Raw genomic sequence first — 13,836 nt, 5'->3', positions numbered from 1 at the left:
ATGGATTTTAATCCGTCATATAAAATGGACGTAACAGCAAAAAGAGCCGTCGGCTCGGTCAATATTCTTTTCTGGAATTAATTTTTAAAAGAGACAAAAGTCATTGTCAAAGTTTAGAACCTTGGCAATGATGTTTTTACTCCAATTCTTTTTTCAAAAACTTAGCGGTGTAACTTTTTTTGCTTTTCGCAACTTCTTCCGGAGTTCCTTTGGCGATCAATTGTCCGCCGCCTTTTCCGCCTTCTGGACCAATATCGATAATATAGTCCGCAAGTTTAATAACGTCCATATTATGTTCGATAACCAGAATTGTATTTCCTTTATCGACTAATTTATTAATGACATCCATTAAAACACGTATATCCTCAAAATGCAATCCTGTAGTAGGTTCATCCAGAATATAAAAGGTGTTTCCGGTATCTTTTTTGGACAATTCGCCAGCCAGTTTAATTCGCTGTGCTTCACCACCTGACAACGTTGTACTTTGCTGACCTAAGGTGATATAGCCTAAACCAACATCCTGTATAGTTTTTACTTTTCTGTAAATCTTCGGAATGTTCTCGAAAAACGGAACCGCTTCATCAACGGTCATATTTAAAACATCGGAAATGGATTTTCCTTTGTACCGAATCTCCAGTGTTTCTCTGTTAAAACGTTTGCCCTGACAGGTTTCGCATTCTACATAAACATCCGGTAAGAAGTTCATTTCGATAGTTCTCACGCCAGATCCTTCGCAGGTTTCACAGCGTCCACCTTTTACGTTAAAACTAAATCGTCCTGCTTTATAGCCTCGAATCATACTTTCGGAAGTCATAGTAAACAGGTTTCTGATTTCTGTAAAAACTTCGGTATAGGTTGCTGGATTAGAACGTGGTGTTCTTCCAATCGGACTTTGGTCGATGTCAATTACTTTATCGATATGTTCTAGGCCTTCAATTTTTTTGTAGGGTTGTGGTTTTTTAACACCATTAAAATAGTAAGCATTTAAAATTGGATAAAGCGTTTCGTTTATCAAAGTTGACTTTCCACTTCCGGAAACTCCAGTTACGCAGATCAGTTGTCCTAAAGGCAGTTCGATAGAAACATTTTTTAAGTTGTTTCCTGTTGCTCCCGTTAGTTTTAAGGACTTGCCATTTCCTTTGCGACGTTCCTTCGGAATCTCGAGTTTCATTTTACCATTCAGGTATTGAGCAGTAATGGTGTTGGACTTTAATGTTTCGGCAGGAGTTCCAATGCTGATGATTTCTCCTCCATATTTACCGGCTTTCGGACCAATGTCAATCACATAATCGGCGGTTTCAATCATGTCTTTATCATGTTCCACCACAATAACCGAGTTTCCAATATCACGTAATTGCTCTAATGATTTAATCAGTTTTTCGTTGTCTCTTTGGTGTAAACCAATACTTGGTTCGTCCAGAATATATAAAACTCCAACCAGCTGCGATCCAATTTGAGTTGCCAGACGTATACGTTGTGCTTCACCACCCGAAAGTGATTTTGAACTTCGGCTTAACGCCAGATAATTCAAACCAACATTCATCAGGAAATTTAGACGGTCTTTGATTTCTTTAACCACTTCCGAAGCGATCAAAAGTTGTTTGTCGGTCAAATGCGTATTTAGATCCTGAAACCAGATTGTTAAATCAGAAATATCCATATCACATAGTTCGGTGATATTTTTATCGTTGATTTTGAAGAATAAAGCTTCTTTTTTCAAACGGGATCCTTCACAAACAGGGCAATTAACCTCGTCCATGAAATCTTTTGCCCAACGTTTGATAGTTGTTGAAGCACTTTCATCATATTGATTTTTAATAAAATGAGAGATACCTTCAAAATCTATTTTATAATCTCGGGTGACGCCAAGATCTTTTGAGTTTACCGTGAATTTATCTTTTCCGCCATGTAAAATAACAGTCATGGCCTCTTCCGGAATTTTCTCAATAGGGTCTGTTATCTTAAAACCATATTTCTCACCAATAACTTCTAATTGTTTAAAAATCCAGGATGATTTATATTCGCCAAGTGGTGCAAAGCCACCTGCTTTTATAGACAATTTAGGGTTTGGAATAATTTTTTTAATATTGATTTCATGTACAGTTCCCAAACCATTACAATGCGGACAAGCTCCTTTTGGGGAGTTGAAAGAAAATAAATTAGGTTCCGGATTTTGATACGAAATACCAGTTGAAGGACACATTAAATTTCTACTGAAATAACGCACTTCGTTAGTGTCCTGATCCAAAATCATGAGAACATTTTCGCCGTGATGCATCGCTGTATTGATACTTTCAGCCAGACGTTTTTGGTTGTCTTCATTATTTTCGATCAGCATTCTGTCGACTACGATTTCGATGTCGTGCGTTTTGTAACGATCCAGTTTCATTCCGGAAACTAAATCCTGAACTTCGCCATTTACACGTACTTTAAGAAAGCCTTGTTTGGTAATTTGTTGAAACAATTCAGCATAATGTCCTTTTCTGGCTTTAATTACCGGAGCCAGAATATTGATGCGCTTTCCATTAAAATCCTGAATGATTAAATCTTTAATTTGCTCGTCAGAATACGAAACCATTTTTTCGCCCGTGTTGTAACTATAAGCGTCGGCACCACGAGCATAAAGAAGTCTTAGGAAATCGTAGATTTCGGTAATAGTTCCTACGGTAGAGCGTGGACTTTTACTGGTGGTTTTTTGTTCAATTGCAATTACGGGTGAAAGTCCGTCAATTTTATCTACATCGGGACGTTCTAAGCCGCCAAGGAACTGTCTGGCATAAGCCGAAAAAGTTTCTACATAACGACGCTGTCCTTCGGCATAAATGGTATCAAATGCTAAAGATGATTTTCCCGAGCCTGATAAACCGGTAATAACAACCAGTTTTTCACGCGGAATTGAAATGTCTATATTTTTTAGATTATGAACTCTTGCACCAAGAACTTCAATAGTATTGTCTTTTTCTAACATAAATTTGAGCAAAAAGCAAAGTTACCATTTTGATTTGTTCTTTTGATACTGGAGTGCAAAAGTTTATGTTACAAATAGTAACAAAAAACGCTAACCAAAGTTAGCGTTTTCTTTTTCGGGTAAGCATGTATTCTTCGATGGCTTCTTTGGTGGTGTACCAGTTTCGACCTTCTTTATAAGCGTCTATTTTGCCTGTTCTGGCTAGTAAACTTACATATTCCTGACCGTATGGAGTTTCTGGTTCACTTACAATATCAGATATTTTCTGATAATCATAATCATTGCCGGGCATTGCACTTAGGTAGATATTTAAAGTACGTTCCAAAGCCTGACACATCAAAAGGGTTAGTTTTTGATAATTACCGTTATTAGCCTGATTGAGTGCTTCATAATATTTCTTTCGATCGTTTTTAAGAATAATGGCAGGCGGAAAACCACAACGCATTAGTAATAAATTCATACTCAAACGAACTGTACGCCCGTTTCCATCAAAAAAAGGATGAATCCAAACTAGTTTATGATGGTAAATCGTAGCCAGTTCAATATCGTTCAGTTCTAATGGATTTGTATTGATGAAATCGATTAGTTCATCAAGATAATCTGAAACTTTGTTTGCATTGGGAGGCATAAAATTAGCTCCGGAAATGCGGACACCTCCGTTGCGTAAACGACCGGCAAAATCATCTTCAATAGAACGTAAAACCAATCCGTGAATAGACAAAATATCGATGCTTCGAAGTTTGTACGTATCGTCTACAATTTGATATAGATAATCAATAGCTTTATCATGATTATGGGTTTCAAAATGTTCCCGAAGTGATTTTCCTTTGATGGTAATGCCCTCCTGGATGACCATTTGGGTTTCCCGCAAACTCATGGTGTTTCCCTCTATGCTGTTCGAGTTGTATGTCCATTCTAAAGATAAACTCTCTCGAATTTTATGCAAAGCAATATTGGGCAGTGGTCTGCTGTTTTGCAGATCAAGCCTTTTTTGATACAATCGATCAAATGTTGATTGAAATTCAGTTCTATATGTTAAGTCTATATTCCACATTACCCACCAAAGGTACTTCTTAATATCGGATAATCCAAAAAAATAACATATCCGATATTAAGGCTATTCAATTGTCATAGAACGCAGCTTGGTTCTATAGGCTTCAAGTGCTATAGATTTGGAGATGAAGCCATAGTATTTTTCGTTTCGGATAACGGGAAGGAATGCTGTTTTTGATATTTCAAATTTGCTCATTACAATTTCCATACTGTCAGTAGAAGAAATGGTAGCTGCCGGTGTTTTCATGACGTCTTTAATTAAAGTGTACTTGACACGATAAGAGTTAAAAATAATCTCCCTTATATCGTTAAAATGAACAATACCAACAAGCTCTTTTTCATTGTTTACAACTGCAAAAACCACTTGGTTGGAGTGGGAAATAAGATCGACCAGTTTGCTTAAGTTCTCCTCTGGATGTACTGTTAGATAGTCACATTGAATAATGGTGTCGATATCTAAAGTTGATAAAATATTTGAATCTTTATTGCTTGTAAAAGCGTGTCCTTTTTTAGCCAGACCTTTAACGTCTAGTGAATATTTTTCAAAACGTTTTGAAATTGCAAAACTGATTGATGATACAATCATCAGCGGAATCATTAAGCTGTAACCTCCCGTGATTTCAGCAATTAAGAAGATAGCGGTTAAAGGTGCATGAAACAATCCACTTAAAATTCCCGCCATTCCAACCATTGTAAAATTACTGATCGGCAGTTTTGATAAACCGATAAGGCTAATGAATTTAGAGAAAAAATAACCTAAATAAGATCCTAGAAATAAGGAAGGTGCGAAATTTCCACCGTTTCCACCGCTACCAATAGTTAATGCCGAGGCAAAAACTTTGACCATCATGGTACATCCTACAAATAATAATAAAACCCACTGATTGTTTCTGAAATCTTCAAACAGGGTATTGTTTAATATTTTTCCGGGATCGGTTTCGGATAGTGTTTTTATACTTTCATAACCCTCTCCAAAGAGTGTTGGGAAAACAAAAATTAGTAAGGCCAATAACGAAGCTCCTATTAATGCTTTTTTGTAGGCTCCCATTTTTAGATTGGCAAAATAATGCTCAATTCTTTGAAAATTTCGGGCGTAATAAACGGCCATAAAACCGGTTAAAATTCCCAGAAGTACATAAAATGGAATATTATGATAATTAAATGCTTCCTGTTTTTTAAAGGATAATAAAATTGTTTCGTCCAAAACAATAGCCGAAACTAAAGCCCCTGTTGCGGCCGAAATCATGATAGGAGTAAAAGCTGAAATACTTACATCTACCAGCAAAACCTCAATTGCAAAAAGAACTCCGGCAATAGGGGCGTTAAAAGCAGCGGCAATTCCAGCTGCAACACCACAGCCAATCAGTAAAGTCCGGTCTTTATAAGGTAATCTGTAATTTTGAGCAAAATTTGACCCAAAAGCGGCTCCTGTAACCACAATGGGGCTTTCAAGACCCGCAGAACCTCCCAGACCAACCGTTAAGGAGCTGGTAACGATTTGGGCATACATTTGTTTTCTGGGAATAATACTCGCTTTTTTTGCAACAGCATACAATATTTGTGATGTTCCTTTTTCGATGCTACCGTTTAGAACTCTTTTGACAACAAAAACAGTAAGTACAATACCAATAATTGGAAGTATACTGTTAATAAAACTCAGTTTTAAAATTCCATTGATATAAGTGGCGAATGAAAAAACACTATGGGCAAAAGTTTTTAAAACAATTACTGCCAGAGAGCAGGAGATACCAATTAAAACGCTTGACAGGAAAATAAATTGCTTTGGAGTCATTAACGATTGTCCTAAAGCGATAATGTTTTCTAGTTTTCTAAAATATTTTTTTAGCATGCTGTTTGTAAAAGGTTAGGGAGAATACAAATTTAGTCTATAATGTTTGAAAACTCACGAAAATAGAGAACTAATATTAAAAACCAACCGCTGTATCGTCTCCGCGAAAATCAGCACCACCTTCAAGAGAATTGTTTGGAAGAACCAGGATACAGTCCAGCTTGCCAATTACAGGAGCATTTTTTTCATTGATCAGATAGTTTTTTGCTTTTAGTTTGTCAATTGTAACATTGCTAAAGGCATTAGGTTCAAATGTAATCAGATCCGGAAGCCATTGGTGGTGAAAACGGGGAGCATTTACAGCTTCCTGCATGCTTAAATTGTATTCGTATACATTTAAAATTGCCTGTAATACAGAAGTGATAATAGTTGATCCGCCGGGAGTACCTACCACCATAAACAGTTTTCCGTTTTTTTCGACAATCGTTGGAGTCATTGAGCTTAGCATTCTTTTTTGCGGTGCAATACTGTTGGCTTCATTTCCTACTAAACCAAACATATTAGGAGATCCGGGTTTTGCACTAAAATCGTCCATTTCATTGTTTAAAAAGAAACCCAGCTCGTCACAGTAATATTTAGATCCAAATGCGTCATTTATTGTGGTAGTTGCAGCTACAGCATTTCCTTGTGCATCAACGATAGAATAGTGAGTAGTTTCAGTACTTTCATTGTACGTTACTTTTCCTTCTTTTATTTCAGAGGATAAACTGGCTTTTTCGGTATTGAAACTCGACATTCTGTCTTTTAAATACGTATCAGATAGCAAAGCTTTCATTGGAATTTTTACAAAATCAGGGTCACCTAAAAACTGACTTCTGTCTGCATATGCTCTTCGCTCGGCTTCAACAATAACCTGAATGGATTCTACCGAATTATGTCCCATTTTGGATAAGTCATAAGGAGTAATCATTTTCATGATTTGAGCCAGACAAATTCCACCACTGCTTGGTGGTGCCATAGAGGTGATTTTTAATTCTTTATAGTCAAACTGTAGTGGTTTTCTCCATTTGGCCTCGTATTTCTCAAGATCTTTAAGCGTTATGATACCGCCTTTTTTCTGAATATAATTTACTAAGGTTTTAGCAGTTTGACCTTTGTAGAACTCATCTCTTCCATTCTTTTGAATGCGTTTTAAAGTACTGGCCAGAGCAGAATATTTGATCGTGTCGTTTTCTTTGAATTTTCCGGCCATAAGTGTATTCAGACCGTTCACTTTTACAATGGCGTCATGATAAGCTTCCAGTTGCTTTTGTTGTTTTAAGGTTACAATTACACCTTTTTCGGCAAGGGCAATAACAGGTTTTAATATTTCGGACATCGGAAGAGATCCTAGTTTTTTATGAACAGCGAAAACTCCGGCGACAGTTCCCGGAACTCCAATTGCTAAAGCTGTTTCGGTACTTTTTCCTTTAATGACATTTCCATCTTTATCGAGAAACATATCTTTTGTTGCAGCAAGAGGTGCTTTTTCGCGGTAATCCAGTGAGCCCACTTCGCCATTGGCTTTTCGGTAAACCATAAAACCACCACCGCCAATATTTCCTGCATATGGGAATGCAACAGCCAAAGCCAGTTCAGTACCGACCATTGCGTCAAAGGCATTACCACCTTTTTTCATGATGTCTGCTCCAACTTTTGAAGCTTCTGCACGTGCCGAAACCACCATGGCTTTTGAAACGACAAGTCCGGTTGGTTTTATTGGGTTTTGCTGTGCGGTACAGCTAATGTAGATTAGGGTAACTAAGAAAGTTATTTTTTTCATGCTGATGTAAAATTAAAATGTAGTATTGGTGCTTTCTCTGTAAAAAGCGGTATTAAAGAGAAAGTAATTTTTGACTGGAATGGCTTTTTATATCTTCAAAAAAGAGTGTGAATTCACGCTCAAATTCCGGATAGAATTCTATTAGTTCTGCACTGGCAAATTGCATATTGGATTGGTTTTTCGACCTTCTTCGGTCCATCTGAGTTAAAATTTGGTGTATTCCTTCAACAGTCTGATAACTCAAAAGCCAGTTTTGTTTGATCATATAAGGCATTAAGTCTTGCGTCTTTTCTGTTAAAATGGGATAATTTTCATGCAAAGATCTGTAAAATCGGTTAACAAAACGATCCAATTTTTCATCAGAGTACTTTTCCCAGTTTTTTGCAAGGAAATGATCGTAAACAATGTCGACAATAACACCTGCATAATGATGGTATTTTTCATGTAAACGTTTGGTACTTTGCCTGAAAACATCATGCGAATCGGTATAGGTGTCTATAGATCGATGTAGAAGAATGCCTTTTTGAACATCTTCCGGAAAATGCTCAAACTGTTTTCCACGAATTCCATCGGCCATAAAGTTGCCAATTTTGATCAGATCGTTTTCGCCGGAAAGATATATATGGGCTAGGAAATTCATTTGTTTAGGTCCTGAGGTTCTAAGAAACTAAGTTATTTTAGTAAAAGTATGAAAACTTTTTGACATCGTTTTAAGGAATGATAGATCACTTCGTATTTAAAATCTGAAAACTTAGAACCTTAGCAACTTAGAATCTTAGTAACTTTTCTATATTTGTGACAAAAAATAACCATAACTCACAAAAATGACTTTAATAAAATCAATTTCAGGAATAAGAGGAACAATCGGTGGAAAAGTAGGAGATAACCTGACTCCTGTTGATGCTGTGAAATTTGCATCGGCATATGGAACTTTTCTGAAAAACAATACATCAAAAGAAAAACTTACAGTAGTAATTGGTCGTGATGCCAGAATTTCGGGGCCAATGATTCATAACCTTGTAGTGAATACTTTAATAGGTTTAGGAATTAATGTAATTGATCTTGGGCTTTCTACTACACCGACTGTAGAGGTAGCTGTTCCTTTAGAAAAGGCAGATGGAGGAATCATTTTAACGGCTTCTCACAATCCAAAACAGTGGAATGCTTTAAAGCTGCTGAATGCAAAAGGTGAATTCTTAAGCGGAGAAGAAGGTGCTAAAATTCTTGAAATTGCCGAAGCAGAAGCTTTCGATTTCTCGGATGTTGACAGTTTGGGTGAAATTACCATAAATGACGCGTATATGGATATCCATATCGACGAGGTTTTAAACTTGCCTTTGGTAGATGTTGAAGCAGTAAAAGCTGCAAAGTTCAAAGTAGTTGTTGATGGAGTAAATTCTTCTGGAGGAATCATTATTCCAAAATTATTAGAATTAATGGGTGTTGAAGTTGTAAAATTATACTGCGAACCAAACGGGCATTTCCCTCATAACCCGGAACCTTTAAAAGAACATTTAACGGATATTTCTGAACTGGTTGTGAAAGAGAAAGCACATTTAGGAGTTGTTGTTGATCCGGACGTAGACCGTTTGGCATTTATCTCTGAAGATGGAGAAATGTTTGGAGAAGAATATACTTTGGTAGCTTGTGCGGATTATGTGTTGAGTAAAACTCCTGGAAATACAGTTTCAAATATGTCATCGTCACGTGCTTTGCGCGACGTAACCGTTGCTCATGGTGGGAAATACGAAGCAAGTGCTGTAGGTGAAGTAAATGTAGTAGCGTTAATGAAGAAAAACAATGCTATTATTGGAGGTGAAGGTAACGGTGGAATTATTTATCCGGAATCTCATTATGGAAGAGATAGTTTGGTAGGAGTGGCTTTATTCCTGACGCATTTAGCAAATAAAAAAATGTCAGTTTCGGCATTACGAGCTTCTTACCCTGAATATTATATGAGTAAAAATAAAATTGAATTAACACCACAAATCGACGTTGATGCAATTTTGGAAGCCATGACCGAAAAATACAAAAATGAAGATATTAGTACAATTGATGGTGTGAAAATTGATTTTGCTACAGAATGGGTTCATTTAAGAAAATCGAACACAGAGCCAATCATCAGGATTTATACAGAAGCTCCTTCTCAGGAAAAAGCCGACGTATTGGCACTTCGAATCATTGATGAAATAAAAGCGATTGCAGGAATCTAATTCTCTGTCGTTACTATAAATAAAAACACCTTTTTCATTTACGAAAAAGGTGTTTTTTATTTTGAAGACTCAAAAGTGAAAAGTGAAAGAGTATTTTAGGTTTGAACACCAAAAACTCACAATTCACATTTTACATCTCACATTTCATAAAAAAAAATTACTCTATCCTATGTTTCCATCTTTTGTGTGTCCATAAATAGAATTCAGGGGCTTCATAAATTTGTTTTTCTACTTCTCTTAAGTACTTTTCAGTAATGTCAAAGTTTTCGTAATCATTTGGATTATCGGCGATTGGTACAAAGGTAGCCTCATAATAACCTCTGGCTACTTTTTTTACTTTTACAAAAATAACACTTAGATCGTATTTTTTGGCCAGCATTTCGGCACCTGTATGCACTGGAACTTCGATTCCCATAAACTTCATCGAGTGAAAAATTCGATCCAGTTTTGGCGATTGATCGCTTGCTAAACCATACATACTTAAAATTCCATCACGTTGGTTTTGAGCCATTGTTGGAATTGCTTTTCTGGTTTCAACCAATTCGGTATCGTATTTAGAACGTATTTTTCGAACCAATTTATCAAAGTAGGGATTGGCCACTTTTTTATAGACTGCTATACCCTGAAAAGCAATTTTTGTGTTCATAGTTAAAAGCCATTCATAACTGGCGTAGTGCGCAGCTACCAGAATGGTGCTTTTACCTTTTTTTGCATACTCATTTACAAGATCAATATTCGTAGTCTTAAATCTTTTTTCCATTTCTTCAGGCGAAATGCTCATCGTTTTGATCATTTCCAGAAACATATCGCACATGTGGCTATAGAATTTCTTTTCGATTTCTTTTCGCTCAGCATCGTTTAAATGTGGTAAAGTAAGTTTTAAGTTTTCTCGAACTACTTTTTTGCGATAGCCTACGATTCTGTAAATCAGAAAACAGACCAAATCAGAAAACCAGTAAAATAATCGAAATGGGAGAATAGAGATAAGCCATAGAAAAGGATAGGCTATTATATAAACGAGAAATTGCATGTATTGTTTTTTTTACAAATATAAAGCAAAAATGAATTACGATCGATATTTTGGAATGATGCTAACATATGTTTAAGAATGACTATATTTACAATTCACATTAAATGTTTTTTATGAATACCATTTTGATTGGAATTATAGTTGCCAATGTTTTGATTAGTTACCAGGGTTTCAATAATCTTGCTTTTTTTAGAAAATATGAGTTTCATGTAGGAAGTATTCGCTCGGGAGAACAAATAAGAATGCTTTCATCTGGTTTTTTACACGCCGATATGATGCATTTGCTTTTTAATATGCTGACGCTTTGGTTTTTTGCTCCGGTGGTATTGCAATGGTTGGGTAATTTTTCTTTTTTGTTGATTTATTTCGGAAGTTTAATTTTCGGAAGTTTATTAACAATGTTGTTCCATAAAAATGATTATAGTTATAGAGCCGTAGGAGCATCGGGTGCGGTCACAGGAGTTTTGTACTCTGCGATATTGTTGCAGCCGGATATGATGTTGGGGATCTTTTTTGTCATACCAATGCCAGCTTATTTATTTGGAATTTTATATTTATTATATTCTATATACGGTATGAAGGCTAAAAATGATAATATCGGACATACAGCACATTTTGGAGGTGCTATTGGAGGATATTTGATAACTTTGATCAAAGAACCTTCCTTATTTGTAGATCATAGCATGATGGTGATATTGTTGGCAATCCCAATTTTGATCCTTTTCGTTATGGCCAAATTGGGGAAATTGTAACAATGGCACAACTTTTGAAAGGTCACTAATCAAATAATTTAAATATAACAAAAATGAAGAAAGTAGTATTATTTTTAACAATCATGTTTATGTCTATGTCGTACGCACAAGAAACCAAACAAATTCCTCAAATCAATGTAAGTGGAGAAGGAAAGATAAAAATAGCACCAGATCAGGTTTGTATTTCAGCTACGGTTGAGACAAAAGGGAATAATGCTAAAGATGTCAAAAAACAAAACGATGAAAAAATCGATGCTGTTTTGAAATTCATTAAAAAAATGAATGTTCCTGTTGCTGATTATAAAACAAAACAAGTTTCACTTAATCCGCAATACGATTACGAAAAAAAGAAAACAAATTATAATGCTACTCAGACTGTAGAAATTGTATTGAAAGATTTATCTAAATACGATGAAGTAATGGAAGGTTTAGTTCAGCAGGGAATCAATCGTTTAGATAACGTTACTTTTGAGTCTTCTAAACTAGCGCAATACCAATCAGAAGCTCGTAAATTAGCCATTAAAGATGCTAAGGCAAAGGCAGAAGATTATGTTTCAGTTTTAGGACAAAAAGTTGGTAAAGCTATTACAATCTCAGACAATTCTCAGGTGTACAATCCAAGACCAATGTATGCAGCTATGAAATCAATGGCTATGGATACTAACGGTGGTGCTGAAAACGAAACGCTTGCAATTGGCGAAATTGAAATTACAGCTAACGTAAGTGTAAGCTTTGTTCTAGAGTAGATCTAATAAAAAAATAAAGCTCAAATTACAAATCCCAAATTCCAATTTAAAAATGGAGTTTGGGATTTTTTGTTTTAACGACTCTTAGGTATTATAGCAAGATATTTTTTTGATGCCGAGAGTTTTGCAATTTAAAAAGGCTTTGCGGTAAGGGAAGCATTGCACAACCTGACACATTTACGAACCTATTTATTACTATCTATCGCTCTGAATGAGCCTTAGAAATAGCATAGTGCGAAGCACTATGAAAGGACATTGATAATGATTGTTTTGAGCCCTGAAAGGGGATAAGCCTAATCCCAAAGAAGAGAAATTGACTTATATTATGTTTTCCAAAGAGATTTTTTAATAAAAAAGATTTTGTTTGCTCTCGCTCTTTCAGGGTGCACCAGTCCTTGCTTTAATTCATAGTGCTTCGCACCATGTTAATGCTTTTAGGCTTTCAGCCCTTTTTTATGGCTATTTTCAGCTTTTTTCTATATCTCAAAATGCTAAGGGAACTCTGTTTGTGTTTTTACATAAAAGAGATTTTTCTCTGGTTATAGCTGTAATGAAGGTGCATCAACAAAATTCGCTTTCAATTCTTCAGGTAAATAAGGTCTGCCTCCTGTAGCAGGAATACAAGTCCCCGTAAATACTGCTGAAGCCATTATTTTTCCGTTTTTAATGATCGATTGTTTGAAATGTAAACGAGGCAATCCCTGAGCATCAGTATAAACAGCACAGTTGACGTCAAAATTATCGTCTTTTTTTAACGACCGGATAAATTTGATACTGTATTCAGATAAAACCATAAACACGCCGTTTTCTGCCTGTTGTACAAAATCAAAACCTAAAATATCTTTTATAAAGGCATGACGGCATTCTTCCATATAAAATGGGTAGTATAAGCCGTCCATAATGCCTTGTACGTCTATGTGTCCTTCTGCAACAGTGTAATTTTTTAAATATTCCATATATAATTAAAGTTAGAATGTGTTAAACGTATTTCCTTACAGTTTATTACGATGTAATTCTTGTTTTTTAGATAGTTTTCACGTAAAAATAGATCTAAAGTATAAACTTTTAGTTTAGAATAAGAGAATTCAAATCTGAAAGTGTACTACAATTTTCGATAGTACGAAGTGAAGTTGCCAGCATTTAAAATTTGAGCTTATTAATAGAAAAAGCATAAAGTTTTAGAACCAATTAAACCGCTGATTTTTAGTGTCTTTTTAAACGAAAAAACACACTTACATGTTTTGATTTTAATTGTAAGAATGAAGATTAATTGTGTTAAAAAGTAAGATTAGAGCAAAAAACAATAATATAATATCATTTGATAATAATATAACATAAAAATAACACTTGGGTTAGGGTTAGATTTGAAAGATAAATTTGTAACACAGGTCAAATATTTAGGTTTAAATCTTAATAAATTAAGATTTAAATTACATGTATTGCAAATAATTAACTAAAAAACA

10 protein-coding genes are annotated in these 13,836 nt (G+C 35.4%); 3 read left to right on the top strand and 7 right to left on the bottom strand.

From position 1 onward, the window contains the following. Nucleotides 1–136 precede the first annotated feature (136 nt). The 5 genes from uvrA to OGZ34_RS19170 all read right to left on the bottom strand — a co-directional run bounded on the left by uvrA (nt 137) and on the right by OGZ34_RS19170 (nt 8,272). The gene (gene uvrA, locus OGZ34_RS19190) at nt 137–2,968 is read right to left on the bottom strand and encodes an excinuclease ABC subunit UvrA (RefSeq protein ID WP_263361387.1); all 2,832 of its coding nucleotides are present in this window, start codon (nt 2,966–2,968) and stop codon (nt 137–139) included. Between the two features lie 100 nt (nt 2,969–3,068). Next, the gene (locus OGZ34_RS19185) at nt 3,069–4,022 is read right to left on the bottom strand and encodes a Fic family protein (protein ID WP_263361386.1); all 954 of its coding nucleotides are present in this window, start codon (nt 4,020–4,022) and stop codon (nt 3,069–3,071) included. A gap of 63 nt (nt 4,023–4,085) precedes the next feature. Continuing rightward, nucleotides 4,086–5,870: a chloride channel protein gene (locus OGZ34_RS19180; protein ID WP_173964594.1), complete on the bottom strand. Its 1,785-nt coding sequence runs from the start codon at nt 5,868–5,870 to the stop codon at nt 4,086–4,088. Between the two features lie 76 nt (nt 5,871–5,946). Continuing rightward, nucleotides 5,947–7,632, bottom strand: coding sequence for a gamma-glutamyltransferase (gene ggt, locus OGZ34_RS19175; protein ID WP_263361385.1), 1,686 nt, complete (start codon nt 7,630–7,632; stop codon nt 5,947–5,949). A 52-nt stretch (nt 7,633–7,684) separates the two neighbouring features. Further along, nucleotides 7,685–8,272 carry an acyl carrier protein phosphodiesterase gene (locus tag OGZ34_RS19170; protein ID WP_263361384.1) on the bottom strand — a complete coding sequence of 196 codons (588 nt, stop codon included), beginning with the start codon at nt 8,270–8,272 and terminating at the stop codon, nt 7,685–7,687. Nucleotides 8,273–8,456: 184 nt separating this feature from the next. On the opposite strand from OGZ34_RS19170, the gene glmM reads away from it, so the two are divergent. Next, a complete protein-coding gene (glmM, locus tag OGZ34_RS19165; RefSeq protein WP_263361383.1) occupies nt 8,457–9,845 on the top strand; it encodes a phosphoglucosamine mutase in 1,389 nt (462 codons plus the stop codon). 157 nt (nt 9,846–10,002) lie between these two features. On the opposite strand, the gene OGZ34_RS19160 is transcribed toward glmM, so the two are convergent. After that, the gene (locus OGZ34_RS19160; RefSeq protein WP_263361382.1) at nt 10,003–10,875 is read right to left on the bottom strand and encodes a lysophospholipid acyltransferase family protein; all 873 of its coding nucleotides are present in this window, start codon (nt 10,873–10,875) and stop codon (nt 10,003–10,005) included. A 113-nt stretch (nt 10,876–10,988) separates the two neighbouring features. Here OGZ34_RS19160 and OGZ34_RS19155 point away from each other — a divergent pair, with 113 nt between their 5' ends. After that, nucleotides 10,989–11,627, top strand: coding sequence for a rhomboid family intramembrane serine protease (locus tag OGZ34_RS19155; protein WP_173964600.1), 639 nt, complete (start codon nt 10,989–10,991; stop codon nt 11,625–11,627). 53 nt (nt 11,628–11,680) lie between these two features. Next, nucleotides 11,681–12,373, top strand: a complete 693-nt coding sequence (locus OGZ34_RS19150) for an SIMPL domain-containing protein (RefSeq protein WP_173964601.1) — start codon at nt 11,681–11,683, stop codon at nt 12,371–12,373. A gap of 539 nt (nt 12,374–12,912) precedes the next feature. Here the strand turns inward: OGZ34_RS19150 and OGZ34_RS19145 are convergent. Further along, nucleotides 12,913–13,329, bottom strand: a complete 417-nt coding sequence (locus OGZ34_RS19145; protein ID WP_173964602.1) for an acyl-CoA thioesterase — start codon at nt 13,327–13,329, stop codon at nt 12,913–12,915. Nucleotides 13,330–13,836 lie beyond the last annotated feature (507 nt).

Origin of the sequence: Flavobacterium collinsii (genome assembly GCF_946903285.1) — a bacterium.
Taxonomy (GTDB): domain Bacteria; phylum Bacteroidota; class Bacteroidia; order Flavobacteriales; family Flavobacteriaceae; genus Flavobacterium; species Flavobacterium collinsii.
Note: the sequence above shows the minus strand (reverse complement) of the source record. Positions and strands in the feature narration are given on the sequence as shown.

Bases quoted from the DNA above. Each gene is read 5' to 3' on its own strand.
- uvrA (WP_263361387.1), bottom strand. From the start codon at position 2,968: ATGTTAGAAAAAGACAATACTATTGAAGTTCTTGGTGCAAGAGTTCAT.
- OGZ34_RS19185 (WP_263361386.1), bottom strand. From the start codon at position 4,022: ATGTGGAATATAGACTTAACATATAGAACTGAATTTCAATCAACATTT.
- OGZ34_RS19180 (WP_173964594.1), bottom strand. From the start codon at position 5,870: ATGCTAAAAAAATATTTTAGAAAACTAGAAAACATTATCGCTTTAGGA.
- ggt (WP_263361385.1), bottom strand. From the start codon at position 7,632: ATGAAAAAAATAACTTTCTTAGTTACCCTAATCTACATTAGCTGTACC.
- OGZ34_RS19170 (WP_263361384.1), bottom strand. From the start codon at position 8,272: ATGAATTTCCTAGCCCATATATATCTTTCCGGCGAAAACGATCTGATC.
- glmM (WP_263361383.1), top strand. From the start codon at position 8,457: ATGACTTTAATAAAATCAATTTCAGGAATAAGAGGAACAATCGGTGGA.
- OGZ34_RS19160 (WP_263361382.1), bottom strand. From the start codon at position 10,875: ATGCAATTTCTCGTTTATATAATAGCCTATCCTTTTCTATGGCTTATC.
- OGZ34_RS19155 (WP_173964600.1), top strand. From the start codon at position 10,989: ATGAATACCATTTTGATTGGAATTATAGTTGCCAATGTTTTGATTAGT.
- OGZ34_RS19150 (WP_173964601.1), top strand. From the start codon at position 11,681: ATGAAGAAAGTAGTATTATTTTTAACAATCATGTTTATGTCTATGTCG.
- OGZ34_RS19145 (WP_173964602.1), bottom strand. From the start codon at position 13,329: ATGGAATATTTAAAAAATTACACTGTTGCAGAAGGACACATAGACGTA.